Origin of the sequence: Niastella koreensis GR20-10, assembly GCF_000246855.1 — a bacterium.
In the GTDB taxonomy this organism is placed as follows: domain Bacteria; phylum Bacteroidota; class Bacteroidia; order Chitinophagales; family Chitinophagaceae; genus Niastella; species Niastella koreensis.
This window is the reverse complement of record NC_016609.1, coordinates 4,271,704-4,296,944: the sequence shown is the minus strand read 5'-3', so window position 1 is coordinate 4,296,944 and position 25,241 is coordinate 4,271,704. Positions and strand designations below refer to the sequence as shown.

General features: G+C 42.9%; 27 protein-coding genes, 1 tRNA gene and 1 pseudogene. 20 read left to right on the top strand and 9 right to left on the bottom strand.

All coding sequences use genetic code 11. From position 1 onward, the window contains the following. Positions 1-279: 279 nt before the first annotated feature. From NIAKO_RS16865 to NIAKO_RS16835, 8 genes are all read left to right on the top strand, one after another. Positions 280-3,561 (top strand): SusC/RagA family TonB-linked outer membrane protein, encoded by a 3,282-nt coding sequence (locus NIAKO_RS16865; protein ID WP_165761249.1) that lies wholly within the window; start codon positions 280-282, stop codon positions 3,559-3,561. Positions 3,562-3,572: 11 nt separating this feature from the next. Further along, the gene (locus tag NIAKO_RS16860) at positions 3,573-4,943 is read left to right on the top strand and encodes a RagB/SusD family nutrient uptake outer membrane protein (protein WP_014219644.1); all 1,371 of its coding nucleotides are present in this window, start codon (positions 3,573-3,575) and stop codon (positions 4,941-4,943) included. 52 nt (positions 4,944-4,995) lie between these two features. Further along, a complete protein-coding gene (locus tag NIAKO_RS36885; RefSeq protein WP_014219643.1) occupies positions 4,996-6,456 on the top strand; it encodes a TlpA disulfide reductase family protein in 1,461 nt (486 codons plus the stop codon). A 222-nt stretch (positions 6,457-6,678) separates the two neighbouring features. After that, positions 6,679-7,047, top strand: a complete 369-nt coding sequence (locus NIAKO_RS16850; protein ID WP_049815550.1) for a DUF6717 family protein — start codon at positions 6,679-6,681, stop codon at positions 7,045-7,047. A 24-nt stretch (positions 7,048-7,071) separates the two neighbouring features. Further along, complete coding sequence (locus NIAKO_RS36880; RefSeq protein ID WP_014219641.1) at positions 7,072-7,779, top strand: class I SAM-dependent methyltransferase; 708 nt, start codon at positions 7,072-7,074, stop codon at positions 7,777-7,779. 221 nt (positions 7,780-8,000) lie between these two features. Then, complete coding sequence (locus NIAKO_RS16840) at positions 8,001-8,333, top strand: TM2 domain-containing protein (RefSeq protein ID WP_014219640.1); 333 nt, start codon at positions 8,001-8,003, stop codon at positions 8,331-8,333. Further along, entirely contained in the window at positions 8,302-8,622 is a 321-nt protein-coding gene (locus NIAKO_RS39755) for a DUF2752 domain-containing protein (protein WP_071884241.1), read from the top strand. Before NIAKO_RS16840 ends, NIAKO_RS39755 begins: the two co-directional genes overlap by 32 nt. An 84-nt stretch (positions 8,623-8,706) precedes the next feature. Next, positions 8,707-9,012 carry a DUF6968 family protein gene (locus NIAKO_RS16835; protein ID WP_014219639.1) on the top strand — a complete coding sequence of 102 codons (306 nt, stop codon included), beginning with the start codon at positions 8,707-8,709 and terminating at the stop codon, positions 9,010-9,012. 96 nt (positions 9,013-9,108) lie between these two features. Here NIAKO_RS16835 and NIAKO_RS16830 read toward each other — a convergent pair whose 3' ends face one another. Continuing rightward, entirely contained in the window at positions 9,109-9,519 is a 411-nt protein-coding gene (locus NIAKO_RS16830) for a hypothetical protein (RefSeq protein ID WP_014219638.1), read from the bottom strand. Positions 9,520-9,753: 234 nt separating this feature from the next. Here NIAKO_RS16830 and NIAKO_RS16825 point away from each other — a divergent pair, with 234 nt between their 5' ends. Next, on the top strand, positions 9,754-10,323 hold the full coding sequence (locus NIAKO_RS16825) for a carboxymuconolactone decarboxylase family protein (protein ID WP_014219637.1): 570 nt from the start codon (positions 9,754-9,756) through the stop codon (positions 10,321-10,323). A gap of 10 nt (positions 10,324-10,333) precedes the next feature. Here NIAKO_RS16825 and NIAKO_RS16820 read toward each other — a convergent pair whose 3' ends face one another. Continuing rightward, positions 10,334-11,182, bottom strand: coding sequence for a sigma factor (locus NIAKO_RS16820; protein ID WP_014219636.1), 849 nt, complete (start codon positions 11,180-11,182; stop codon positions 10,334-10,336). 195 nt (positions 11,183-11,377) lie between these two features. Here NIAKO_RS16820 and NIAKO_RS16815 point away from each other — a divergent pair. The 3 genes from NIAKO_RS16815 (at position 11,378) to NIAKO_RS16805 (ending at position 12,146) form a co-directional block, all read left to right on the top strand. Next, positions 11,378-11,464 (top strand) — tRNA-Leu (locus NIAKO_RS16815). Between the two features lie 182 nt (positions 11,465-11,646). Then, complete coding sequence (locus NIAKO_RS16810) at positions 11,647-11,916, top strand: helix-turn-helix domain-containing protein (protein ID WP_014219635.1); 270 nt, start codon at positions 11,647-11,649, stop codon at positions 11,914-11,916. Between the two features lie 2 nt (positions 11,917-11,918). Beyond that, positions 11,919-12,146 carry a hypothetical protein gene (locus tag NIAKO_RS16805; RefSeq protein ID WP_014219634.1) on the top strand — a complete coding sequence of 76 codons (228 nt, stop codon included), beginning with the start codon at positions 11,919-11,921 and terminating at the stop codon, positions 12,144-12,146. Positions 12,147-12,233: 87 nt separating this feature from the next. Here NIAKO_RS16805 and NIAKO_RS16800 read toward each other — a convergent pair whose 3' ends face one another. Then, entirely contained in the window at positions 12,234-12,812 is a 579-nt protein-coding gene (locus tag NIAKO_RS16800; protein WP_014219633.1) for a hypothetical protein, read from the bottom strand. A gap of 3 nt (positions 12,813-12,815) precedes the next feature. After that, positions 12,816-13,499 (bottom strand): recombinase family protein, encoded by a 684-nt coding sequence (locus NIAKO_RS16795; protein WP_014219632.1) that lies wholly within the window; start codon positions 13,497-13,499, stop codon positions 12,816-12,818. A gap of 259 nt (positions 13,500-13,758) precedes the next feature. Between NIAKO_RS16795 and NIAKO_RS16790 the strand changes: the two genes are divergently transcribed. The 8 genes and pseudogenes from NIAKO_RS16790 to NIAKO_RS16750 all read left to right on the top strand — a co-directional run bounded on the left by NIAKO_RS16790 (position 13,759) and on the right by NIAKO_RS16750 (position 19,152). Then, positions 13,759-14,130, top strand: a complete 372-nt coding sequence (locus tag NIAKO_RS16790; RefSeq protein WP_014219631.1) for a helix-turn-helix domain-containing protein — start codon at positions 13,759-13,761, stop codon at positions 14,128-14,130. Further along, positions 14,105-14,611: a sigma factor gene (locus tag NIAKO_RS16785; protein ID WP_014219630.1), complete on the top strand. Its 507-nt coding sequence runs from the start codon at positions 14,105-14,107 to the stop codon at positions 14,609-14,611. Before NIAKO_RS16790 ends, NIAKO_RS16785 begins: the two co-directional genes overlap by 26 nt. 5 nt (positions 14,612-14,616) lie before the next feature. Next, positions 14,617-15,066 carry a hypothetical protein gene (locus tag NIAKO_RS16780; protein ID WP_014219629.1) on the top strand — a complete coding sequence of 150 codons (450 nt, stop codon included), beginning with the start codon at positions 14,617-14,619 and terminating at the stop codon, positions 15,064-15,066. A 39-nt stretch (positions 15,067-15,105) separates the two neighbouring features. Beyond that, positions 15,106-15,963, top strand: coding sequence for a SymE family type I addiction module toxin (locus NIAKO_RS16775; protein WP_014219628.1), 858 nt, complete (start codon positions 15,106-15,108; stop codon positions 15,961-15,963). 37 nt (positions 15,964-16,000) lie between these two features. Then, positions 16,001-16,264 (top strand): hypothetical protein, encoded by a 264-nt coding sequence (locus NIAKO_RS16770; RefSeq protein WP_014219627.1) that lies wholly within the window; start codon positions 16,001-16,003, stop codon positions 16,262-16,264. 651 nt (positions 16,265-16,915) lie between these two features. Next, on the top strand, positions 16,916-17,830 hold the full coding sequence (locus NIAKO_RS16760; RefSeq protein ID WP_014219625.1) for a CHC2 zinc finger domain-containing protein: 915 nt from the start codon (positions 16,916-16,918) through the stop codon (positions 17,828-17,830). 6 nt (positions 17,831-17,836) lie between these two features. Next, positions 17,837-18,537: pseudogene (locus NIAKO_RS16755) on the top strand (DNA cytosine methyltransferase). Between the two features lie 234 nt (positions 18,538-18,771). Continuing rightward, positions 18,772-19,152, top strand: a complete 381-nt coding sequence (locus tag NIAKO_RS16750) for a hypothetical protein (RefSeq protein WP_014219624.1) — start codon at positions 18,772-18,774, stop codon at positions 19,150-19,152. Between the two features lie 67 nt (positions 19,153-19,219). On the opposite strand, the gene NIAKO_RS16745 is transcribed toward NIAKO_RS16750, so the two are convergent. The 5 genes from NIAKO_RS16745 to NIAKO_RS16720 form a co-directional block, all read right to left on the bottom strand. Beyond that, positions 19,220-20,137, bottom strand: a complete 918-nt coding sequence (locus tag NIAKO_RS16745; protein ID WP_014219623.1) for a hypothetical protein — start codon at positions 20,135-20,137, stop codon at positions 19,220-19,222. Positions 20,138-20,579: 442 nt separating this feature from the next. Continuing rightward, complete coding sequence (locus tag NIAKO_RS16735) at positions 20,580-20,918, bottom strand: hypothetical protein (RefSeq protein WP_133055341.1); 339 nt, start codon at positions 20,916-20,918, stop codon at positions 20,580-20,582. A 13-nt stretch (positions 20,919-20,931) separates the two neighbouring features. Continuing rightward, on the bottom strand, positions 20,932-23,637 hold the full coding sequence (mobF, locus tag NIAKO_RS16730; protein ID WP_242675508.1) for a MobF family relaxase: 2,706 nt from the start codon (positions 23,635-23,637) through the stop codon (positions 20,932-20,934). A 268-nt stretch (positions 23,638-23,905) separates the two neighbouring features. Continuing rightward, the gene (locus NIAKO_RS16725) at positions 23,906-24,997 is read right to left on the bottom strand and encodes a site-specific integrase (protein ID WP_014219620.1); all 1,092 of its coding nucleotides are present in this window, start codon (positions 24,995-24,997) and stop codon (positions 23,906-23,908) included. Beyond that, the gene (locus NIAKO_RS16720; RefSeq protein ID WP_014219619.1) at positions 24,972-25,208 is read right to left on the bottom strand and encodes a DUF4224 domain-containing protein; all 237 of its coding nucleotides are present in this window, start codon (positions 25,206-25,208) and stop codon (positions 24,972-24,974) included. The genes NIAKO_RS16725 and NIAKO_RS16720 overlap by 26 nt, the downstream gene beginning before the upstream one ends. Positions 25,209-25,241: the final 33 nt, after the last annotated feature.

The following is a 25,241-nucleotide window of genomic DNA, read 5'->3' as shown; positions in this document are numbered from 1 at the left end:
CTGCGAACATTGCTGGCTGACAGGTTTGAGTAACATAATTGAATAGTCTGCGACGACTATAGCCATCCCTCGATAGCGATCGAACGGGAATGGATATTTATTCACTCAAACCAAGGCAAAAGTATGCAAAAAACTGCTGTTACCCGCCGTAGCTTCAGCGAAGGCGGGTTTGCTCACCATAGCACAAGCGAAGGTGGGTATGAGAAAAGTTGGCCAGTCCAAAAGGGACACCGGTTCAAAACCAGAAAATTTTCAGTAGGGAAAAAATTTTTGTGTGTAATGAAACTGACGTTTATTTTTCTGACTGTTGCATTTTTACAGGTAAGTGCAAGGGGATTTTCGCAGAATGTTTCCATCAGGGTGCAACATGCGCCGCTGGCGCAGGTGTTCCGCGAAATTGAAAAGCAAACCGGGTATGTATTTATCTATGGTAAATCCATGCTGGAAAAAACTACGCCGGTTGATATGCAGGTTACCAATAGCACGCTTACAGATGTGCTCAATCTTTGTTTTCGCAACCAGGCTATCACCTACACCATTGAAGACAATAAGTACATTATTATAAAACCCAGGCCGGCCCCGGCGCCAATGGTAAGGCAGGCCGGCAATCAGTTATATGGTGATCCCGTCAGGGGCCGCATTATGGCGGATGACGCCACGCCGTTAAATGGTGCTACGGTTATTATCAAGGGCACCGGTATAAACGGCATGACCAATAACCAGGGTTTATTTTCTATTAATGCGAATGAAGGCGACATCCTGGTGATATCGTTTGTTGGCTTTGAGACCAGGGAAATAAAAGTATCTCCGGGAATGACTGCCAGCCTGCAGCCCATTTTCCTGAAAGCCAAAAAATCATTGCTCGATGAAACGGTGGTAATTGCCTATGGCACCACTTCTTTAAGAAAAAGCACCGGTGCGGTAAGCTCTGTTACTTCGCAGGATATTTCCAAACAACCGGTGGCCAATCCGCTCGCAGCCTTACCAGGCCGGATAAGTGGTGCTGTTATAGCGCAGGACAATGGCATGCCCGGCAGTGCGGTAAAAATTCAGATCAGGGGGCAGGGCTCGTTGTCACAGGGCGAGGTGCCATTGTTTATTATCGATGGCGTTCCCTTTACCAATTTTAATGGCGGCTCACCAGCTACTGATAACCTGAATGCCTTTGGTACCTCAGGCGCCAATGGCGGGGTTAGTCCGTTTAGTTTAATAAACCCAAATGATATTGAACGTATTGATGTGTTGAAAGATGCCGATGCTACTTCTATTTATGGGTCACGCGGCGCCAATGGCGTGATCATCATCACTACCAAAAAAGGGAAGGCCGGTAAAACAGCCGTGAATGCCAGTTTTTACCAGGGAACAGGTAAGGTATCGCGGTTTATACCCATGCTGAACCTGCAGCAATACCTGGCTATGCGTCGCGAAGCATTTGCCAACAGCAATCAAACACCTACCGCTGCCAATGCCCCCGATCTGATGGTATGGGACACCACCAAGGGCACCGACTGGCAAAAATTCCTGATTGGTGGAACTGCACACACCACCGATGCCCAGGTTGCCATCTCTGGCGGATCTGGCGGCACCCGCTTCTTATTTAATTCGGCTTATCATCGGGAAACTACCGTTTTCCCCGGTAATAACGAAGCAAAACGGCTTTCTTTCCGTCTGAACGCAGATCACACCAGCCTGGATAATAAGTTCAATATCGGGGTAATGGTGTCGTATGCCAATGATGTAACCAATTTATTATGGGACGATATTTCTTCCGCCTACAACCTGCCACCCAACCTGCCTTTATACAATCCGGATGGTACTTTATATTGGTACAGTGGTTTTACCAATCCGCTGGGCCGTTTAAAGAAAACCTATAAGGGTAACAGCGATAACCTCATTGGGAATCTTACCCTCCGGTATACGTTACTGCCGGGTTTGAACCTGAAAGCTAATCTCGGTTATACAAAAACTGATCTGGACCAGAAGAAAGCGAATCCCTATTCTTCAGATGCGCCAGCCAGTACGAGTGGCAGCTATGCTTATTTTGCCGACAATAAAGCAGGTAACTACATCATAGAACCTACCATCGATTATACCCGCAAGCTGGGTGAAGGTAAATTGTCGGCGTTGGCAGGCGCCAGCTTTCAAAGTAATACGGCAGATGGATATTCGATTTATGCAAGCAATTATTCCAGTGAAGCATTGTTGGGTAGTATGGTGGCTGCCGGCACACTGCAGGTTCTTTACAACAACATGCAGCGCTATAAATATGCAGCAGGCTTTGGCCGGTTAACTTACGACTACAAAGGCAGGTATATTGTAAACGCCAATTTCCGGCGCGATGGTTCTTCCCGTTTTGCCCCGGCTAACCGGTTTAATAATTTCGGTTCTGTGGGCGCGGCCTGGGTATTCTCTGAAGAAGCGTTTGCAAGAAATAACCTTTCTGTTCTTTCATTCGGAAAACTGCGCGGAAGCATTGGTACCTCCGGTAACGACCAGATCTCGAATTACCTGTACCTGAATTTGTATAACGCCAGTACGCCATTATTGGGTAATGGTACCCTGAATCCGCAACCGGTGCTGCTGAATGATAATATTAAATGGGAATCGCGCAGGAAATATGATATTGGGATTGACCTGGGCTTTTTAAGAGACCGCATCCTGTTAACGGCGAACTATTATCAAACCCGCTCCGGCAACCAGATCTCATCGATCGCAATGCCCACACAAACGGGTGTCAATTCCAAAACGGTAAATATACCAGCGGTTATTACCAATACCGGGGTTGAGCTGGACCTGCGCACCACGAATATAAAAACGAAAGACCTGGAATGGAGAACAGCTTTAAATGTTACATTCAACCGGAATAAACTGGTGAAATGGCCTGGTTTGGAAAATTCTTTTTACGCATCTTCTTATATTGTAGGTAAGCCGGTCAATGTAGCACAGTTGTATCATTTTCAGGGTATAGATCCAACTACAGGTGTGGCTAAGTATGAAGATAAAGATGGCAGCGGCTCCATTACGAGTGCCGGCGATCGTTATGTAATGCCCATGGGTAATCCTTATTACGGTGGGTTGACAAACACTGTTAGTTATAAGAATTTCCAGCTGGACTTTACCTTACGATTCAATCACCGAAAGGGCAGAACCAACCTGTTCCCTTCACCCGTACCGGTTGGTGGATTGTCGAATCAAAACACCTCCGTGCTGAATCGCTGGATGAAGGCCGGCGATGAGGCCATGTATCCTGCTTTTAAAACATCCGGATCCGATTTCAATTATTCCGCTTCCGACCTTACCTGGGGCGATGCCTCGTTTGCAAAACTACGTTCGGCCAGCCTTGCCTACATGGTTCCGAAGGCATGGATAAAACGGTTAAAGATGTCCGATTGTACCGTTTCTGTACAGGGACAGAATTTATTCCTGTTCTCCAAAAACAAATACCTGTACGATCCCGAAACAACCATCCAGGGCGGTCCTGCAGGTATAGGTAATGGTGCGTTGGGTGCGGTAATGCCACCACTGCGTACGATTGTGTTTGGAATTAATTGTTCATTCTAAGACTGCTGACTATGATTCGTAATAACAGATCAATACAACTATATTCCGGGACCATCGCCATGGCGTTGTCCCTGCTGCTGACCTCCTGTAAAAAGTTCACCGAAATAGGGGCGCCTCCCACGCAGGTGCTGAGCAGTGATGTGTTCACCAATGATATAACAGGTTCCAGCGCTATCATGGGCTTGTATACCGGTAATGTAGCTACCCAGATGCTGGTGCCCTATACCATGTACCCCGGTATGTCGGCAGATGATGTGCAATACAATACGCCCAGTTCAGATTACGACGGGTTTGAGACCAATACGGTTTCAATAAATAATGCGATAAATGCCAACGCCTGGTATTATGCCTATCAATACCTGCGGAACATCAATTATGACATAGTTGGTTTAACAGCGTCAACATCGCTTACCCCATCGGTAAAGAACCAGTTGTTAGGCGAGGCAAAATTCCTGCGGGCCTTTGTGTTGTTTGAGCTGGTGAATTTTTATGGCGATGTGCCCTTGCCGCTCAGTAATAATGATAATGAGAATGCTTATCTGCCCCGCACTGCAGCCAAAGATGTATGGACTCAGATCATTGCTGACCTGAAAGACGCGCAATCCTTATTGCCGGAAACCTATACCGGCAGCTTCCGCGCACGTATTAATAAATGGGCCGCTACTAGTTTGCTGGCAAGGGCTTATTTATATAATTATGATTATCCCAACGCCGAAGCAGAAGCTACCAAAGTGATCGATTCAAAAGTTTACACCATAGTGGCGCCGGCCAGCGCCTTTGTAAATACCAGTAATGAGATCATTTGGCAAATAACCAATACCACCGGTATCAGCACCTATGGCGCCAATTATAATTCTGCCGCCAATAGCCTGCCGACATATAGCCTGTATGATACCTTATACAAGTCATTTGAAACAGGCGATCTGCGTAAAACCAACTGGACATCCGATACCACCGCAAGTGGCGTGACCTATCACCGGGTAACCAAATACAAATTAAGAAGTGGTACAACAGGTAATGAATACAGTGTGGCGTTGCGTTTTGCCGAACTGTACCTGATCAGGGGCGAAGCCAGGGCGCAACAGGATAAACTTCCGTTGGCTAAAGCGGATATCGATGTGCTGCGCACCCGCGCCGGATTAACCGGTTTGTTAGCCACGCTAAGCAAAGACGATATGCTGCTGGCCATAGAGCAGGAGCGAAAGGTAGAACTGTTTGGCGAATGGGGCCATCGCTGGTTCGATTTGAAAAGGACCAATCGTGCTGCCGCTGTCATCGGCGGACAAAAAAAGACCACCTGGAAAAATACCGCCGTATTGTACCCGGTGCCCGATGCACAACGCCTGGCAAATACCAATTTGTCGCAAAACGATGGCTACTAGTCAATAGACAACAGACAATGATCAATACATTAACACAAGGAAATCTTGACAAATGAAAAAGCAAATTATAGTAGGTGTTGTAATAGCTGCGTTAAGTCAAAGCAGTTTACAGGCACAAGACGATAAAGACACTACCCGTCAATATTATTACCGGCTGGCCACTTCAAAAGATGCGGCCGACCGGGCATTGGTAACCGGTAAATTATATGAGGGGTTAAAAAGCAATAAGGAAAAAGACTGGGTGTTGTCGATGAATATGTTCAGTGTGATGAAAAAGAAAGCAACTGCCGATTCTTTACTTACGGTAATAAAAAACCGTTTTCCCAATGGCGAAATCTGGCGGAATGAAGATGTGCAAGCCATTTATAATGCCGGCACGGCAGCGGAAAAAGAGGCTGCGTATAACAAATGGCTTCAGCAATATCCCATGAAGAAATTTGAAGGCAGCAGAATTATATACGACTATGCTGCCAATAGCGTAGCCAGCGCATTCGCCGAAGAAAAGAATGTAAAGAAGGCGTTATATTATAGCAATCTGTGCCAGACCCAGGCGTGGAAAGGCGAGGCCTGGGCCGGGGCAGCATCGCGGCTGGAAAAGAATGGCTTTACAGCGGAAGCATTGCCCTTATTCAAAAAGGCAATGAACAATGCCTGGGCTTTTAAAACCATACGTTCAAAAGAAGAAGGTGCGCAGTTTGCTGCTTTGGGTTATAGAGGCTATTGTACTTCCATTGCCCGTATTTTTCTGAAACAAAAAATGAACGACAGCGCCCTGACATATATTCAAAAGGCCTATGCCGAAGGAATGAATGGTTCGGTGAATTATACATATACCGAGATCTTACAGGCATTGGGCCGCGACAAGGAAGCATTTGAAAAAGCCGATGAATTTGTGCAAACCGGCGAGGCAGAAAAGCAATTCAAAGACATGCATAAGGCCTTATACGAAAAGCTGAATGCCGGTGGCAAGCCATATGCAGAGTACATGAAAGAAATGGAGGCCGCTATAACCAAGAAAGTGATCGATAACCTGAAGAACACCATCATCAGCAAGCCATCACCGGCCTGGGTGTTGAAGGATGTAAATGGTAATACGGTCAATTCAGAAAGCCTGAAAGGCAAAGTGGTGGTGCTCGATTTCTGGGCAACCTGGTGTGGTCCCTGCAAACGTTCGTTCCCTGCCATGCAAATGGCCGTGAATAAATTCAAGGACAACCCTGATGTGCAGTTCCTGTTTATTCATACCTGGGAAAAAGGCGAAGGCGACGCCACGGCAGCCGCAAAGAAATATATCGATGACAACAAGTATCCCTTCCGCGTGCTGATGGACCTGAAAGATCCCGAAACCGGCAGTAACAATGTAGTGGAAAGCTTTGGCATCTCTGGCATCCCAACCAAATTCATTCTCGATAAAAATGGGAACATCCGTTTCCGCGTTACCGGGTTTACCGGTTCCAATGAAGCAGCGGTGGAAGAAATAAGTGCGATGATTGATATGGTGGAAAAATCGTAATGTGATAATTTGATAATGTGATAATTCGATAATGGAATACAGAGCTGTCAGCTTCTGTAATTAATACAGCTCACGCGAAGCACTCACGTGAGCTGTATTTCATTATCATATTATCTAATTTGCTAATTAGCTAATTTGCCTTTGTTTGCTTTAACTGCGTAAATATCATTTTAGTATACGGACTTCCTTTTTGTTATATTTGATCCACAAATACTACCGATCATGGAAACATATATGTTCGTAAAAACCGGTGACGACTGGTTCATCGATCTGCCGGAATATATTGAGCAGGGTGGGGCAGCAGGCGATCTGCAAATGGTGGATGGCGCCGATACCATGCTCGATCTTATAGCCGAACGCGGTACGTCTGTAGTGCTGAATATTTCAGAAGAACCGTTTGAAGGGGCGGATGTGCTTGTATTAACCGAAAAATGCGACCCCTCCATTGGCGGAGGTTATTATTTGATGGAGAAATACAATGGCAAGGCGGTAAACCAGCGCATGTGGCTGTGCCAGGTAACAGAATTTGTTTTTGGCAAACTTCCCGAACGTATCTTTGTTAAACAGGAAGATATCGATGCTTCAGAATAAACAGATACCTATGTGGCGTAAAATATGGGCAATAGTGCGGAAGATTTTATTCCCCAAAAAGAGTTGTTGCAGATAGAGCAACCATCATTCATGTTCCCAACACTTCAACTCCAACACCTGGAACGGCCAGGTTACACAATAGAACTATATCTACCCGATGCGCAGGAAGTACAGGATAATTACTTTCAGCAAAAACAGGTACAGGCGGGGGTGCCATTTCCACATTGGACAAAATTATGGCCTGCTGCTTTGGCTATGGCGGACTTTATACATCAGCATCCGGAATTGGTACAGGATAAAGTTGTACTGGAACTGGCCGCCGGGCTGGGGCTGCCGGGGTTTGTGGCTGCCCGTTATGCAACAACCGTTTGCTGCAGCGACTATCTGTCCGAAGCAGTAGACACTATGACCAGGTCTGCACAGCATTTACAGCTGTCTAACGTTACCTGTCAACTGCTGGATTGGAGCCAGCTGCCCATCGGTCTTACTGCAGATGTGTTACTATTAAGCGATATCAATTATGATCCTGATCAATTCGATCAGCTTTACCAGGTATTACAGCGCTTTTTGCAACAGGACACCTTCATTCTGCTAACTACTCCGCAACGGCTCATGGCCAAACCGTTTATTGAAAGGCTGCTGCCTTTTTGTAAACAACAAAGTGAAACAACAGTATTTTATCAGCAGCAATCCATGGCGGTTAGCATATTGCAAATGACAAAACAACCTTAACAGGTCTGTAAGTCAAAATCTTACAGGTTTTTTATTTTAATTATACGTGCTTGACAGCTTTCTGTTCTCTATTGTATTATCAACATATCGATTGCCGTTATTGAAATAAAGCGGCGCATGTAATTATGAAATTCACTCCATTGGCGTTAAAAGACAATGGAGGCGTGGCTTTTACTTTCAGAAATTATTGCTTATCATGTGAATCTTAAAAACCCCTAAATATGTTTTGTACAAATTGTGGAAACCAAATCGACGACAAAGCCGTTGTATGTGTTAAATGCGGCGCCCCTACCTCAAATTATAATAAACAAGCAGTTGCAGGCATACAGGTTGCCGGAGATCCTGCTGAAGGATATGACTGGCTCACAACGCTGCTGCTTTGTTTTTTTGTAGGTGGTCTGGGAGTTCATAGTTTTTATACTAAAAAAACAGGTATCGGCATAGCCCAGTTACTTACCGTGGGTGGTTGCGGTATTTGGGCCCTGGTTGACCTAATCATGATCATTACCGGAGGTTTTAAAGATGGACAAGGCAGACCACTCGTTAGGAAATAAGCTGCTCTTTGTATGTTGGTTGCTCGTGCCATTGTTGATCTATCAAATTGACTATAACAGTACGAACGAACACTTTACATTGTGTCTCTTTAAAAATATTACCGGCAGGAATTGTTATGGTTGTGGGGTGTTGAGAGGTATTTCAGCCTGTTTGCACTTTAATTTTCCGGCAGCTTACCGGTTGAATTGTTTAAATCTGCTAACAATACCTTTACTTACATTCCTGTACGGAAAACAGCTGTGGATAACCCGGCCAATGCATTTCCGGCCCCCATTAAATAATGTATGATCTTATAGGTAAAAAGCATCCCGGTACTTCGGGGTGCTTTTTTATTAAATAGCGTATATTCACCTACATTAATCTCAGATAATTATGCGTACCTATATTGCCGAAAGAACATTATACCTGAAAAATGCAGATGAGGAAGTTAAAGAAGTGAATTTAGGTATTGGACAACCCTATTATAGAGAAGAAGGTAACTGGGCCTGCCCGATACAATTAATTGGCTTATTCGAGAACCTGTCAGACGTTCCGGGAGAAGATTCTTTTCAGGCTTTAATGCTGGCGCAGAATTTAGCCAGAACGCTCCTGAATGCCTTGGTTGAAAAAGGCTGGAGTGTGTATTGTTTTGAAGATAAAGAAGTAGATGTTGACACACTTTTTAAGGTAGGGATATAAAAATATTGCATAAGGATAATTCTATATAACCAAAAAGTTCCTGCCGTAATGCGGCAGGAACTTTTTGGTTTGATGTATTTATTGGGAATCCAAGAATTACATTTTTTCAGATAATATCTCTGTAAGCTTTTTAGTACGGTAATCAATGTGATGTGCGTTTACAACGGGATCGTGATTTACCGTTAAAACTCCGCCATCAATACTGTAGGCGCGTACTTCGGAAGTTACAGTGCCATCATTTTTGATGTGAATTTTTTTCAGAATTTCTTTCAGGGCCTCTTTACCCATGTCATCAGCAGCAATGAATTTGAAAGTTTCGATAATAGGTTTGAAATAAATGTCAGTGAAGTACTCTTCGTACCTGTCGGCATAGTCAGGGGCAGCAAGTGTGTCCCATTCAACGGAAAACTCAATAGGATAACCGGCAATAGAGTTGATCTCTTTTTCCAGTTCGGGAAATTTAGTGTCCTGGAAACTTTTAATAGCTCTTTTTTCAACAAGTCCCATGATGATGGTATTTTTTTTCAATATACAGTTGAATTGTTATCAGTGAAAATTACCTGATTAATGTGTTTGGGTATAATAAGAAACACTTAGCTTGTTAGTCGCTGATAATCAATGATTAGTAAATGTGTTAACTATACGTTAACGATTGTAGATTACCCAAACACCATTTTCCTAAAAAATCCCTGTCACAAAAAAAGCACTGCCGGATCATAGGTAAGAACAAATCTTAAAATTATGGACGCACCGTTTCTTACACCTATTGAAAAGCCGAAAGGCCTGTTGGCGAGATTTATTTATTTCTATTCCAGAAAGAAGTTTGGCAAGGTAATGACGCCATTAAAAGTAATGGCTGCCAGGATGCCGCTTAGTTTTGCATCATTCTCAGGAAAAATTAACCAGCTGGATGGCAAACTGCAATTGCCGGCCGAAGAGGTAATGCTTGTCCGGCAGAAAGTGGCTGAAATAAATGTTTGTCATTTTTGTATTGATATCGGCCGGTCAAAAACAATCGCGGGTTCTATGGACCAGGCGAAATTCGATGAGCTGGGTGACTATCAGGCAAGCAGCCGATTTTCAGAAAAAGAAAAAGTGTTACTGGATTTTGTAACCAGGCTTACCCGTGACCGTAAAATGGAACAGGAGTTATTTAATAAGCTGGCAAAACATTATGATGAACGTTCTATCTGTGAGATCGTTTGGATAGTAGCCACTGAGTTTTATTATAATATCGGGAACATTGGGCTTAATGTACATTCAGACAGGTTATGCGATATTGCCAAAATGCGAAAAAGCCAGCATGCATAATAGTCATTGGCTATGGGTTTCTGAACTTTAATTTATCCGGATTACGAACAAACAGTAAGCGGGAAATCAACCTGTCGTCATGTACGAAATAAGTAATTGAATCCAATACTTTATCCGCCTTACGGAGTAGCAGCGCTGCTGGTACTCCGTTCACATAGGCGGGCATAAACTCATATACATCGCCCTGGTTTTCGGGCAACTGCATTACGCCCAATAAGAACTTTTGCACTTTCTCAAAGCCAAACAGCGGCTTAAGCGCGGTACTGCGTTTGCCACCGCCATCACCAAAGAGTTCGATATCGCTGCGGAGGATCTGTTCCAGGGAAGACCGGTCCTGGTTCAACATAGACACCAGGAAAGCCTCAATAAGTGCATTGTGTTTTTCAGTATCAACCGGAAGTTTTGGGCTGCGGCCCAGTTTATCGTATGTGCGATGCAGGGTTTGGCGGCAATTGTCCATCGAGAGCCCGGTGAGCTCGGCAATGTAACTGTATTCTTCCCTAAAGCTTTCCCGTAAAATGAATATTGCCCGTTCAACCGGGTTGAGCCGTTCCAATAAAAAAAGCAGGCCGTATTCAATGGTGGGCGATTCAGGAACTTCAGTAGTAATAAATGGTTCAGGCAGCCAGGTGCCGGTATAGGTTTCCCGGAGCACCCTCATTTCATTCAGACGTTTTATACTTTTGTTAACCACCATGCGGGCCATATAGGCTTTCGGCTCCTTTACGTTGTCGATTGCGAGCCATTTTTCGTAGATATCCTGAACAATATCTTCAGCTTCCTCAATTTCACCAAGCATGCTGTAGGCTATTGTGAACAGGTAAGGGCGCAGTTGCAGGACTTCAGTGGTTGTTTCCATTACGATTAAATGCTGAACAAAACTATTGAAAAACGCGGCTGATTTTCACCGGCGTCTTTTTCTTTAAAAAATATCGCCTTACATTTTGGCGGGGAATTTCCAATTCCGTAATATTGCATCCCATTTGAAGGACGTGGGTTACTGACTATAAGTCTTTGATTTTAAAGCGGTAAAGCAGGTTCTTTAGAAGGAAAAGCCCAGATGGCGGAACTGGTAGACGCGCTAGACTCAAAATCTGGTTATCGCAAGGTAGTGCAGGTTCGATTCCTGTTCTGGGCACCACATTAAAACCCGCTCTGGTAGCGGGTTTTGTCGTTTTAAGACGTTTTTGAAGCCGGGTCATTTTGATCCGGCTTTTTTCTTGGGTACAACATAAGTACAACATTTTGGCTACTCAAATACCGTGATTACACCTGTTTTGTAGCGCTCAAAATTTTTTATTTTCGGATACCAAAAACCTACCGATGGAAGTCATCTGCCTGGAAGATTCCGCATTTTATGCCCTTATTGATAAAGTGATTACCCATATCAAGGAAAGAAATGGCAAAAAAGAAGACAAGTGGATATCCGCTGAGGAAGCGATGAAGAGGCTACAAATCTCAAGCAAAACCACACTTCAAAAATATCGGGATGAAGGCAAAATCCGCTTTAGTCAACCCGATATTAAACCCATTGCTTACGACGCTGAATCAATCAATGAATTTTGGGAGAAACACGCTAAAAACACTTTCTAAACATGGAAGAAAAAGACGCAACGCCAGAATACTTGAAAGGTTTTAATAACGGCTATCTATTAGCCGAGCATGAACCGGGGCTAATTCAGCAGCTTGAGAAATCCCTGGATAAAAGCAGTGACTATGCACACGGGCTTAAAATGGGTAAGAAGCAGCGTGATCGGGAAATTCTTTTACAACAGTTAAAGCAATCTCAAGAGCAAAATAAACAAAAGGATTTAGGTAGGTAAAACAAAAAACCGCCCTGGCGTGGGCGGTCTATCTTAAAAGACTGATGATAAAGGGTACGGTATAAAAGCGGGTAAGTAAGTAATATTTTATCTGCTTGAGAAGATGAAAGAGGCTTCGGCTTTGCGATTGTTCGGCAAAGGCTGCTTTATTTTCAGGCCCAAAGCTTTGTTTTCGGGAAACAAAGGTTCAAGCACTTCGTCTTTATAATCCACGCTGAACGTGCCACCGTCGCCGCCTGTGGCCCACCGTGGCACTGCGGTATACTTAGTACAAGTAAGCGTCTTGCCGTCATTACTGAGCGTCCAATTACCTATGCCCGGAAATACTCTATCCAGCACATTCGGGCTTGTTGTGAGGGTCGAGATTTTTGCGTCCGGTTGCCCCGCCATGTCACGACCAATACTGAATTGTATATTATGCACGTCATTGGCTAAGTTATAAATCGGTCCTTTGGTGTAGGTGGAATCCACCGAGCCGGATGCACTGAGATATTTAATCTCCATCATAAACAAGCTCCATGTACGCTGCGCGTTTCCTGCTTTAGTTAAAATGTCTGTCGTCAGCTTTGGGCCTGTATTATCCTGTTTTTCTTCCGGCTTATCTTTTTTACAAGCGATAAAAAACATAGAAATAAATAATACTAAATACCAACTTTTGAGCTTCATAAATTAAACAGTTTGATTGTTAGAAATTCGTTCTATTCGTTTTGAAAGATGATACACAGTTGTAGCATCCCATTGGCAGCCGTTGCCCCTGGCTGTCGGGATATGCCGATAATTCCAGTTTTCCGCTGTGGCTCTTAAACTCAATCCTTCCGCTTTTGCTTTTAGGAGTTCTGGTGACATGTGTAGCGCAAAGTCATCTGCAGCTTTTTTGTTTTTTTCAGCCAGAACTTTTCCGTTGCAACCCAAAATCACGCCTTTGCTTTTGGCGACAGCCAGGCCCGCTTTTGTCCGTTCGCGTAAATGCTTTAATTCAAGCTCTGCCGCGATTGCCAACATTTGAAAGAAAAACGGGTTTTCCTTTGGATTGATCGTCGGATAAGCCACCACCCAAAACTGAATGTTGCTTTCCAAAAGCATCGAAATCATAGACACACGGCGGCTCAGGCGGTCAAGTTTTGCGACCAATAAAACCGCTTTGTGTCTTTTGCAATAATTGAGTGCCTTTGCAAGCTCTGGTCGATTGTTTCTGTCGCCACATTCAACCTCGACAAACACTTTATGAACTTCATATTTGTCATGCGACATTAAAAAGCTATGGATATCTGCTTTCGAAGCATCCAGGCCATAGCCTTCTTCACTTTGCCGTTCACGAGATACGCGGTGGTATTCGACAGCGGGAATCTTCATGTGTAAAACGCTTTGTTGGCATTGATGGATAGGCCAACGTTTATCTTACAACATAATTCGTCAAAATCCGGTTTATTTGATCGACGTCAAGAACTGGTTTTGAATGGGTTATCGATTGCGCCATATTGTAAAAACGCTTGTTTGCGTTGGTAAGTAGACGTTAGTTTTCATCCCAACAAATTATATTTGTTGCACGGTTTTTCTGTTCTGATTTGCTGCGCTGAAAACTTTTTATTCCTCACCAAAACTTTCCTTCGCAATGAAAAACGTTTTATTGTGTTTATGCAGGAAAACGCATGGCCTTACCAAAAGCCAAGTAGCTTTAAAACTCGGCATGACCGAAAAAGACTATAAGAAGCTCGAAAGCGGAGTTCTTCTTATGACGGACGAACAGGCCGGCAAACTTTCAGATTTATATAATATCGGCCCGAAATATTTCCTTAAATCATCCCGCCAACTGGATTTACTCTTGCTGCGAGGGCAGATTATCAAAGCCTTTACATTGGAAAGCGATGTGCGAAATCTCCTTATTAAGAAATTAAGTCAGAATATACCTGACGGCATAACGATGGATGAAATTGAAGCACCGGATGAAAACGTGAGCGATGAAGAACAAACTACACATCAATGAGCAGCTTTTAATTGACCTGTTATGTGCCAGTGATTGTAAGGCGTTTGAGTTCGTGCATGACACGTTTTCGCCTGCTTTACACGGCAGTCTTATCGACTTGATCGAAACCGACAAGAAAAATGCGGTTCACGTTCTGGAAGACGGGTTTTCCGCTGTCTGGCAAGCGTTGCAATCTTACGATCAACGGCAACAACAACTGTTTGCGTGGCTGCTGCATATGATGCATCAACTGGCAACAGTTGCGTTGAAGCAGCTCAACCGCTGGCCGTCGGCGGACGAACTGGAACGCCTTTCCATCGGCTTGCGACAGAAACTTTTAACCATGAACCGGGGCCAACGTTGCGTGATCGAACTCATGTACGAACGAGGCTATTGCAAAGCGCGAATTGCCAACGCCCTTAATGTTTCTATTGAAACTGTTGACACCCTTTTGCAAACAGGACTGAGCCAGCTGAAAACCTATTTAAAAACGTTCATTTAGACGCAATGGAATATTTTTCAGAGCACCATAAAACAAAATGGAGCCTCTTTAAAAGCATTCATGAAATCTGGGAACGTCATGCCCTTTATGCGGCTGAAAAAGAAAAAGGCGGCTACACGCTGAACTATTGGCTTGATGATGACAAATTATACAGAGTTGTAAAAGGGCCGGATGACGAGGATGAAGATGGTGATGAATATGAGGATGATTTTATCTTTTATCACTTACCCTATGAGAATATTTGCGAAGAGGATCTAGGTTATGCCGACGAAACCAGTCTCGATACAGGCGATATCCTGGTCTTTGTCACAGAGATCGACGATACAGTTTGGTTTACTTGCACCACTATGCCAATGGACAGGCAAGAAATGACCAGTGATTGGGCTATAGGATTTACCGAGTATGGCACTTTACAAGATATGCTTGATGAAGGCTTGATTGAAAAAGTTTCGTAGCGTGATAACGACATTCCTTCATTTTAAAAAACGTACCCGATGCAAGAACATGTTGAACAATTCACGACAAAAGAAGAACTGTTTAAGCACGTCGATAAAATTTTGCAGGAAAACGGCACCTATCGTATCGATTATGCCGAAGACTGCGCAACGCTTTATTACTCATATCCTGAGCCTGATCGTCTCTACACCGTTTTGAAAGGAGACGATAAAGACTGTCTAATATTCTATATCCCTACACGCGGCGGTAATATTTCTGTTCAACTCGATAAAGGCGATACATTGATTTTTGAAAGCGAGGAAGAAGACGACGGCAAAGTATGGTTTTCCTATCCGAAACGGTTAATTGGGCGTGAAGCGGAAGACATGGAAGACGCGGTTGGTTATACTGAGTTTGGTAGCTTATTGGAGATGGACGCCTGCGGCTGGATCGAAAATTATAACTCACCTGATCTAGGTGAACCTGTTCAAATGGCACCGTGTAAAACCAAAGACAAAACCGTTATAAAGAAAACAGTTCCACGCATTCGGACAAGCAAAAAAGAGCCGGACGTGTATGTGGATTATAAAATGGATGGTGCGGGGGACAGGTCAATCAAACGTGCTAAAAAGCTGTTCACTCGAATGAAAGATACCCTGGCTGATGTTGCGCATGTGTCTCAGTATATGAGTGATTACGATAACAAGTGCATCCGAACACTCAAAATATCCGAACTTTCTTATTTCAATTCGCATTCCATCAATAAACCAGCTCCTTATATCAGGATTTCAGGGCGATGGTTGGAAAAGGCAGGATTTAACATGGGTGATTGCATACAGGTTGTTGCAATTAAAAACATGATGCTCATTGTGCCGGTGCCTCCTCCGTTTAATCCCTATGAGTGGGAGGAAAAATAAAATTCATTGTCTTACTGGTGTAAATTGCGGACTGTCCATGACATTCCCAATTACGATAGAATACCACAAGCGGAAGATTAGGCTCTCGGTAGAACAGCTTTATATCGACGAGCGTTTCGAGCGGTACAAAATAACCGCCCGGAATGGTGATATTGTATTGGAATCCAATCGGCCACTATTCCGCGGCAAAGGTTTGAAACACCGCCCTGGCACCTGGACACAAACCGAAGGCAAACCGCTCAGCACTCATGCCATCGAACTCATTGCGGAAGAAATTCAGAAGCATGTGGAGAGGAAGTAAGAAAAGCATTCGAACCCTCAAAATTACAGACTATTGTTTTCTCAATGCAAGCGGCAATGCCAAGCATGTGTTGTTTATCCGGCTTAATGGCCAATGGCTGAAAAGCGCGGGTTTAATGAGGGACGCGCGTTCATGTCATCACATTAAAAGACATGATGTTTATCGTGCCATTATGTATGTCGGAAACGAATTGTGATGAATTTGAATAAGATACTACTTAGTACATTAATAGATACACACCATGTTATATAAAACATTGGATAGATCGTATTTCATTTGACTTATTTCATGACGATCATTATTCACACCGTCCAACGGTTGCAAGAGCCAGTCCCGCTTTAAAAGCCGCATTAATATAATCCCTCTTATTGGAGTCTCTCATGGCATCTAAAAATGTCAGCACATTTCGCTTATCTCGAAAACAAGCCGCAGATTATGCGGGCTATAGCAAATGCACATTTGATAAATGGGCAAGCAAAGGAATTAATCTAAAATTCTATGTAGAGGAAGACGGCACTTCTAGCTACGACATAGCCGACATAGAAGCATTCGAAAAAGATCAACAGACTTTTTAAAAAAGAGAAGAAATCGCGCCAACGATTTCCTCTCTTCGTAAATTACAACAATTCAAAACAACCTTTCGGAGATCGCATGAACATTGAGCAAGCGAATAAGATACCTATTGCTGAAATTTTAGACAAGATAAATTGTAAGCCCAAAAGAATATCGGGGTATGATAACTATTACCTTGCCCCTTGGAGACATGAAAAGACAGCCAGCTTGCATGTCAATACACTAAAAAACATATGGTACGACCACGGGATTGGTGAAGGTGGTGACGTTGTTAGGCTTATTTGCAAATATCTGGAAAGTAGCGGTGTTGATTATACCGTTTCAGACGCTCTTCGTTGGGTGAAAAATATGTGCGGGTTTGCATCTGTGATTCAATCCGTTCAAAATGCGGATACTCCCGTTTACGAATCAAAATTAAAGATTGTAAATGCGCAGGACATCGAAAGACCCGCTTTAATTCGTTATTTGGAGAGCCGAGGCATTCCAATGAGTGTAGCCAAGCAATATCTGCAACAGGTCGATGTCTATAACCGTGAAAGAAATAAAAGTATTTATGCGCTTGGGTTTAAAAATGATAAAGGAGGATATGAACTTCGTAATAAGTACTTCAAAGGAAGTACCGCACCTAAATATATAACCTTTGTACGAGGGGAAGGCGGTACGTCGGCTAAACCAGATGGTATTCATCTCTTTGAGGGGTGGCCGGATTATTTGACGGCAATCATTCATCAACGAAATGGTCAAAAGTTCACAGAGGACACAATCGTTCTTAACTCACTAGCTAATCTAAAAAAAGCTACGCCTTATATCAAAGGCTATGGTTATCGTACAGCTTATACCTGGATGCATAATGATGACCCTGGAAAAGCTGCAACTATCTCCTTGGATAATTTTTTTAAGACGGAAGAAGATTTAGTTCATAAACCCATGAATGAAATTTATGCACCGTATAAGGATATGAATGCATGGCATATCGTTAAGCTCGGTTTATAGCAGCACATGAAATGGTTGGATATTTTTTCCGGTATCGGAATGTATGCATTCGGACTGGAACAAGCAGGTCATGAAGTTATTGGATTTTGTGAGAAAGATTTATGGGCAAGAAAAATACTAAAGAAGCATTGGCCGACGAAACCAATCAGTTGGTGTATCAAATTACTAAACGAGGCATTGATGGAATCGTTGCCGGATGGCCTTGCCAGGACTTGTCAGTTGCGGCACGGGCCGGAGCGAAAGGTCTTAGAGGTGAACGGTCAGGACTTTGGAAAGACTTACTTAGAACCATTTGCCTGGTACGACCACAGTTCACACTGTTGGAGAACGTGGCAGCTCTGCTTAACAGGGGAATGGGCGAAGTTCTTGGGGAAATGGCCGAAGTCGGGATTGATGCACAATGGCATTGCATACGAGCTAAAGCCGTTGGTTTGCCCCATGACAGAGAAAGAATTTATATCATTGCCTACCCCATGCGCGAGCGATTACAAAGGTTCTTCCCGAAAGAGATACAGGGGCAGCCTGAATTTTCGTGGTGGCAGGATTACCGAAGTATTACGGACTTGCCCGAACGATCCCATTTATACCCATCCCAACTTTGCGGAGGCCGTAATGGGTTTGCCAAAAGACTACACGGCATTGGAAACGGCAATCCCCCAGTTGTTATCAGAGAAATCAGCAAAGAACTGAAATCAGCAGCTATCTGACGTAATAGCTAATTCTCAGCTTCTCTCTGTCAGGACATTTTTCTTTCCCTTCCTGATTGGTGAGAACAAATGATGTGGTTCTAGGTGATAACCGGAGCCGCTTCCGCCTCCAACTATAATTTTCCTCGCGTTCAAACACTTCACTCGCCCATCCAAAATTCCAGCCGGTTTGGTCGCTTGATCTCCGGTTGTTGGATCACCTGTCATCATTTACCAACAGGAAGGAACTACATAATGACGAAAAATTATTATACTGAAAACCTCGCAGATTTTGGCTTTCGTGAAATTAAGATGCTTAGCCAAATTCTCAATGCTTGGGTTGAGAATGGTTTGCCGAATGATTTCTATACAGAAGGAGTGCGAGCCGCATTCAACCGAAATAGTGGGAATGTTTTTTTGACCAATGATGAATATCAGGTTGCTATGATGAATGGTGGCAACTTGGAAAGCTTCTATACCACTCCTTATGAGGGTCATGAAGGTTTTTTAGAAGAATTGTTAGAAAATGATCCGACTGAATACCATCATGAAGATATAGAGTTCATTACTGAAATTGCAAAATCTAATAGTATCGAGCTTCCCAAACCTTGGATGGACTTTATGGAACCGAAATAAAATTATCCTTTAAAAAAAGCGCCTCGGAAAGGCGCTTTTTTATTTTTCAATGATAGTATTAGTTGTGTTAATCTATATAAATCGCTTTCCTTTCACCCTTTTGTAAGTAAAGGCTCAACTTTTCACTATTCAAATCCAAATCGTTTTGTTCAGGATTTCCTATTTTGTATTCATGCCATCCTGATGATACAATAATGCTTGTTCCTTTGTTTTTATAGATAGTAATTGTTTGCTCGGGTCTTTTATCAATTGTTATATTCCATTTCCGTGTTGCGTTTTTTGAAAAGAAGACAATCTGACTATTATTCTCACCATATGGATTTATTTTTTTAAACCTATATAATGCCGTTTTTCCTTCTATAATATTGATATTAAAAAAATCCTTTCCCAATAAATGATAGTTAAGTTCGATCAAATACTTTCCAGGAAGTAAATCTTTTACGAAAGTGGAATATCTTTTATTTAGGCTATCATAATTGGCGACTATAGATGAATTTTCATTCTCTGTGCTATCCTCAAGAAGTATGCGTAGATTTGCGTAAGTGCCAGAACAATGGTTGCAGTAAGATCGTAAAACTAGTTTGCCTAAGCCTTTAGAAGGAGGCGGTTCCGACATTTGTACGTTGATTTCGTCATCTGAATTTGCTTGGTTATTTGACCTTGGCGAAATGTCAAACAATTCATAATCAACAGTGTCCTTTTGTGTCTTTTTGGTTGATATATTCTCTTCTGTTCTGAGTATATTCTCTTTTTTGTTTAAAGTGTCTGTAATAGAATTGGAAGTAGTTGTATTTACAACCGTTCTCATTGTAGATGTGTCGGGATTCTTCTGCTTTACAAGGCTGTCTTTTTTAGAAGTATTAAAATAATCACCATAAAAGGTTTTGTGACAATGGAAATTTGCTATTGCAATAAGCCCTGAATAAAGTCCGATCAGGGCAACAATTGTAGTAAAAGTTAATATTTTTTTTGAATTATTCTCCATACTGTATCTAAAATACGTAATTACCTATTGTAATTTTTATTTAATTATGTCATATTGAGCAAAGCTTGATTTTAATCAATTAAAGTAACATGGGACATTGTTTGGGTATATGCGATCTAATGTATATCAAACCTTTCTTAAAAACTCGCTGACCGTGACTGGTTGCTTGGCATTAACAACAGGCTTATTCTTTGCCACTGCGGGCATATACCAATTTCATACTCAAAGAAACCTAATAACATCACCGCAAGAAAAGAATAAAGGATATTCTCCAGTGCAAAAATATTTTGCAGATGGTTTGGAAAACATGTCAGTCACACAAAAGACAGGCGGAGGAGCATCGTTAATTTCGACAGGTTTGACGTTGCTGACATTGGGTGTCACTAAAAGGCGTCAATAGAAGTAGACTTCTATTGGTTAATAATTTTGTTAACGCCAATTATCATTCAATAATTACATCTGTTACAACAAATTGTTGCTGTTGACTTAATACTATGTACCGCTTGTTGGATACAACTATAAGACATGGTTCATCAGCACGAAATAAAATAATAAGCTGATACAAGTCTTGCCCTTTTAAAATTACTTTCTTATTTAAAAATTGCAGTATCAATGAGGTAGAATCTTTGTCGGGATCGAAATCGACATCGACCAAATCCCGATAATATAATTGCAATTCCCTGCCTGATTCCCAAACCAAACATAGTTTCCTTGCTGAAATATCCGGTTCATAAAAAGTGTTTTGCTGTGGCCTTTGGATTGTGGGATCACCATCTTTCAATTTCTTTATTTTGTCATTGAATAGAGAGCTTTGGAGCATGTAACCTTACAAATTGTTGAGGAACGGACGTAACGATTGGTTTAATGATAACAGATTGATTGCGTCGTTTTCTGGCAATAGACTGTATGGGGCTTACAAGTTCAGTGGCGCTTTGCCGATCGCCCGACGAAGAAACATGATCGAGCAGGGCTTCTTTATCATCCGTATAAATATGTACTTGGTCACGTGCCCTTGAAACCGATACATAGAATTGCTTCATATCAGTAGCCAGGAAGGTGGCCGCAGGCTGAGCAATAAAGACTTCATCCACGGTTTTGCCTTGAGAGGCATGAGACGTGACGCAATAAGCATGGGCCAAGTGCCCGAAGTCATCCTGTAAGACGTATTTAGTCTTACTAATTGGGTTGCGAGCTAAAATTCTTCCTTTCGCAAAGCCAACGACTTCCAAAATTTGCCCGTTGTTTAGTCGGTTATTCTTTTCGTCGAAACCATTGCGCGTAATAGTTATCGCATCTCCTTTAGACAGATTGATGTCAGCCTTATGATACACGTCAAAATCTTGAGTTTTGTCCATTGGCAGGAACAACGTTTCTTTATTTACATTTTTAATGTGTACTCCTTGAAACGAAACTTCGCTAACTAACCAGGCCGAACCACGAACAATACCAGGACGGTTTTGATTAAACCGAACTACTTGTCCTTGTTGATATGAGCGACAATCAGCTTTTTCTGCGTCCGTCAGATTGAGGCTAACCAGCCTGGAAAGAGTAATTTCCTTTTTGTCTAATTTCCCTGCTTTGCGTAAAGCAGAGCGGATAGCTGAAGTAACGGCTTCGCCTTGTGCATGAGTCGGCGATATGGCGAGTACTGTTTTGCCTTTATTGAGAGCGGCCATGTAATCACTGACCAGTCCGATATAACCAGGATTGGTAGTCTTAATAGCACCCATACGATCAAATCCCGCAAAAGCAGTCTTAATATTACCTTGCGATAAGTCATCTACTGACTGGCGATAGTTAGTATCCCGTTGACGATAAATCTTGTTTACCTCAGCGGGTATGATCCCCGCCACTTTGTTGAGAATGCGCAACGCATCTCCCCGTACAACGCTGGCATGTTGTCGTGTATCGCCGCTGAGGATAAGACGAGCTTTGTGTTTGGATACCAGTTCCAGCAAAGCAGTCATGTCTTTTGTTCCCAATAATCCCGCTTCATCTACCCATAAGACTTGACCGCTCAGGCGTTGTTGCAAAGTAGGATCACAAAGAAGTTTTGCGACCGTTTCGGCATCGGCAAAGCCTTCATCCTTTAGAACACTCCTCGAAGCCTGCGCTGTAGGGGCTACAACAAACACTTTCTTGCCTGCCGCTTCGATTTTGGCAACAGCTTCCTTCATAAGCATAGTTTTACCTGTACCAGCGCGGCCTCGGATAATTGATATCTGATCCGAGGTTGTCAGCACATGGATTACCGCATCGGCTTGTTCGCCCTGAAGAGTAAGAGCAGGCGACGAATTATAGAGAGGGGTAAACCGTCCTTTACCCGTCCTGGCAAGGCCGACCATACGCTGTTCTTGGGCCAATATCTCTTTTGTCGTACAAAGCAGGCGGCAACCTTCCTTCACGGAAATAAGCTCCTTATTATTTCTGAAAGCATTGGTAATTTGGCCGACCGTTGCGCCGGAATAACCGAGGGCATGGCGATAAGCCGTTTCAAGGATACGGCGATCATGAATAACAGAGGCCCGCTCAAAACGGTGCTTTAAGGCGTGATCAACGCATTCACTAGGCACAATAGTAGGCGGTGTGTCCGGGGCATAGCGAATGGGATTTCCACCACCTTGTTTGCCATCGGACATGCCTAATGCAAGGATTTGTCGTCGCCAATCTTTTTTAAGGTCAGCCATCTTCAAACCCTTTTTCTTTTTCACCCGCGTTTTGACCCCTAACTGGTCTAATGCCTTGGCATTGGTAATACCTTTTTCTTTGGCGATTTGCCCGATTTCGTTAGTACGTTTAGAGAGCAGGGTAATAACGGCATCGGGAACGCCGACTATCTCAAAGGAAGTTTTTGTACGTCGTATCCGATAGCCCCAAGCGATAAGATTATCAGCCAGCCGCTTATGAAACCGGGCCTGATAATACGGCATATCGCGTTTGATATCTCGGAATTGCCCGGCCTTGTACTGCTTTTCCAATTTATCCCAAGTGACATTGAAGGTGAAGCAATGGCAATGTAGATGCGGGTCGGGTTGTGCATCCCTTGTAGGGCGCGCGGTCTGATGGATAAACTCAGCCCAAATCAATTCCCTGGTTTGGCGATTTTCATCCTTGCCGTTTTTACGAACTCGGGTTTTCCCATCGGCTTCAATGTCCAACATTGTATCATGAACGCTTTGTTGGAAAGCCTGCAAAATGTGATCGTCTTTAGACAGGACATGCAGTACAGAAACCGATTTGGGGCAATGAAAATTGATATCGTATCCTACAATACGATTGCCGACGTTGCGGGGCGTCAGAGGTGATCCAGTAAGGGGATGCAGATTGTCAGAAAGACTATTAAAAGCCTCTTTGGTGGCGTTACCTGAAACACCCAATCGCATGGCTATTTTTCCATGAAAGGAACCCCTTAATTCCTGGTCACTGGTGTAATAGTCCGACTGAGAAAGTTCATCTTTATGATAGTCCTTAGCTTGCTCAGCCGATTGGCATTGGATCATACGGATCATTCAATGTGCCCCAAAACTGTATTATTGCTACAATGAAGTTTGAATTAATTCAGTTGCTTAACTTTTTTGTTTGATAGAGTTTATAATACAAATGAGGGTAGTTTAATTATTGATAAATAAGAAAAAAATGATAATAGGCTTGGCGTATCATAATCCCTTGGTCGCGTGTTCAAATCACGCCCGAGCCACCATTTTTCAATCAGTTAGATACATATGATATGGTAATCTGTATTATAAAAGTGCAACTGTATTATTCAATTCAACGAATTGGTCGTACACGTTCAGGTTTACGGCGGTAGATTTTATTTGTCGTGCGAGTATCAACATGTGACAACAATGCTCTTGCATGTTCAAGTGAAAGGGCATCGCTTGCGCACTTCGCACGTAGATCGTGTTCAGTGAAACGTTCTTCAACTTTTGTTTCAGACAAGACACGTTCCATGAAACGTTGCCACATCGAGTTCCATCCTGATAGATCACCTGTTTCCTCGTCGATATAACATTTCCCAAGTTTGTTGCAGAACAAAAAGGGAGCAATGTTTACTGGGCGAGCTTCAAGAGCATCTTTCACAGCAGTACGTAATTCCGGCGTCCACTCATAAATAGTTTGTTTGCCTATCCTATTTTCCGTCTTATGGCGCATAGAGTGTACCCCGTCATCTTTGATATGACGTGCAGGTTGAAGTCTCAATAAATCACTTTGAGAAAGGCCCGTAAGTAACTTTATACGGATATATGCTTGGATTGCTTTAATGCTTCCTTTTTTTCGAGCGTTTTTTAAAGATAGGCATTCAATGATTTCCCAATCTTCAATATATCTTGTACGAGGGGGCGCATTTTTAATACGTGTTTGCCCTTTGAAAGGATGGCGTGCGATTATTCCCCATTCAACAGCTTTTGAAAATGCGTGAGACAAAGTATTTACTTCATGCTTTGCCGCAGACAGGCCACCAATGGCTTTTCCGTTTTCGTTGATCATTTTTTTACTACGTCTTTCAACATAGCTATAGATATGGCTTGGCTGTAGTGCGGTGAGTCTCATTGATCCAAACACCAATTTTAACTGCTTTACGTCCCTGTTTTCTCGATTGTGAGAAGCTACAGCCTTTTGTGGAATTATCTCTAATGCATATTTGTCCAATAATTGCCCTATATTATTTACCTTATCAGATGAACCTAATCTTTCAGACCAAACTTTATAAGCAGCAGGCAAAGTATCACCCAGCCGAAAATATTTTTTTTCATCCCAAAGAAATTCTGATCCAGGTGGGACTTGATAGTAATAAGCGCCATGCTGAAAAGTCCAGCGAGCAGGCAAACCTTGATTAACGGCCTTTCGAGGTCTTGGCATCCATAGCACTCCAATTGGGCTCAATTCTCTTAGAGAATCTCATATTTACGGAATCACCGTCAAGTAATTTCCTCACATGATCACGAGAAATGATCAGAGAAGCGTCAGGACGTACCCGATGCTCTATTCCCATAAACCTTAAAACTTTAACCTGGGCAGGGCGTCTTTTCTTTCCTGTAAGCTGGTAAATTTCTGAAGGAGTTAAAAGCATCGTTTAAATCTCCATATTAGTTGGGTAAAGGCT

Coding starts and splice junctions, on each gene's coding strand:
- NIAKO_RS16865 (WP_165761249.1), top strand. CDS start 280: ATGAAACTGACGTTTATTTTTCTGACTGTTGCATTTTTACAGGTAAGT.
- NIAKO_RS16860 (WP_014219644.1), top strand. CDS start 3,573: ATGATTCGTAATAACAGATCAATACAACTATATTCCGGGACCATCGCC.
- NIAKO_RS36885 (WP_014219643.1), top strand. CDS start 4,996: ATGAAAAAGCAAATTATAGTAGGTGTTGTAATAGCTGCGTTAAGTCAA.
- NIAKO_RS16850 (WP_049815550.1), top strand. CDS start 6,679: ATGGAAACATATATGTTCGTAAAAACCGGTGACGACTGGTTCATCGAT.
- NIAKO_RS36880 (WP_014219641.1), top strand. CDS start 7,072: ATGGGCAATAGTGCGGAAGATTTTATTCCCCAAAAAGAGTTGTTGCAG.
- NIAKO_RS16840 (WP_014219640.1), top strand. CDS start 8,001: ATGTTTTGTACAAATTGTGGAAACCAAATCGACGACAAAGCCGTTGTA.
- NIAKO_RS39755 (WP_071884241.1), top strand. CDS start 8,302: ATGGACAAGGCAGACCACTCGTTAGGAAATAAGCTGCTCTTTGTATGT.
- NIAKO_RS16835 (WP_014219639.1), top strand. CDS start 8,707: ATGCGTACCTATATTGCCGAAAGAACATTATACCTGAAAAATGCAGAT.
- NIAKO_RS16830 (WP_014219638.1), bottom strand. CDS start 9,519: ATGGGACTTGTTGAAAAAAGAGCTATTAAAAGTTTCCAGGACACTAAA.
- NIAKO_RS16825 (WP_014219637.1), top strand. CDS start 9,754: ATGGACGCACCGTTTCTTACACCTATTGAAAAGCCGAAAGGCCTGTTG.
- NIAKO_RS16820 (WP_014219636.1), bottom strand. CDS start 11,182: ATGGAAACAACCACTGAAGTCCTGCAACTGCGCCCTTACCTGTTCACA.
- NIAKO_RS16810 (WP_014219635.1), top strand. CDS start 11,647: ATGGAAGTCATCTGCCTGGAAGATTCCGCATTTTATGCCCTTATTGAT.
- NIAKO_RS16805 (WP_014219634.1), top strand. CDS start 11,919: ATGGAAGAAAAAGACGCAACGCCAGAATACTTGAAAGGTTTTAATAAC.
- NIAKO_RS16800 (WP_014219633.1), bottom strand. CDS start 12,812: ATGAAGCTCAAAAGTTGGTATTTAGTATTATTTATTTCTATGTTTTTT.
- NIAKO_RS16795 (WP_014219632.1), bottom strand. CDS start 13,499: ATGAAGATTCCCGCTGTCGAATACCACCGCGTATCTCGTGAACGGCAA.
- NIAKO_RS16790 (WP_014219631.1), top strand. CDS start 13,759: ATGAAAAACGTTTTATTGTGTTTATGCAGGAAAACGCATGGCCTTACC.
- NIAKO_RS16785 (WP_014219630.1), top strand. CDS start 14,105: ATGAAGAACAAACTACACATCAATGAGCAGCTTTTAATTGACCTGTTA.
- NIAKO_RS16780 (WP_014219629.1), top strand. CDS start 14,617: ATGGAATATTTTTCAGAGCACCATAAAACAAAATGGAGCCTCTTTAAA.
- NIAKO_RS16775 (WP_014219628.1), top strand. CDS start 15,106: ATGCAAGAACATGTTGAACAATTCACGACAAAAGAAGAACTGTTTAAG.
- NIAKO_RS16770 (WP_014219627.1), top strand. CDS start 16,001: ATGACATTCCCAATTACGATAGAATACCACAAGCGGAAGATTAGGCTC.
- NIAKO_RS16760 (WP_014219625.1), top strand. CDS start 16,916: ATGAACATTGAGCAAGCGAATAAGATACCTATTGCTGAAATTTTAGAC.
- NIAKO_RS16750 (WP_014219624.1), top strand. CDS start 18,772: ATGACGAAAAATTATTATACTGAAAACCTCGCAGATTTTGGCTTTCGT.
- NIAKO_RS16745 (WP_014219623.1), bottom strand. CDS start 20,137: ATGGAGAATAATTCAAAAAAAATATTAACTTTTACTACAATTGTTGCC.
- mobF (WP_242675508.1), bottom strand. CDS start 23,637: ATGATCCAATGCCAATCGGCTGAGCAAGCTAAGGACTATCATAAAGAT.
- NIAKO_RS16725 (WP_014219620.1), bottom strand. CDS start 24,997: ATGCCAAGACCTCGAAAGGCCGTTAATCAAGGTTTGCCTGCTCGCTGG.
- NIAKO_RS16720 (WP_014219619.1), bottom strand. CDS start 25,208: ATGCTTTTAACTCCTTCAGAAATTTACCAGCTTACAGGAAAGAAAAGA.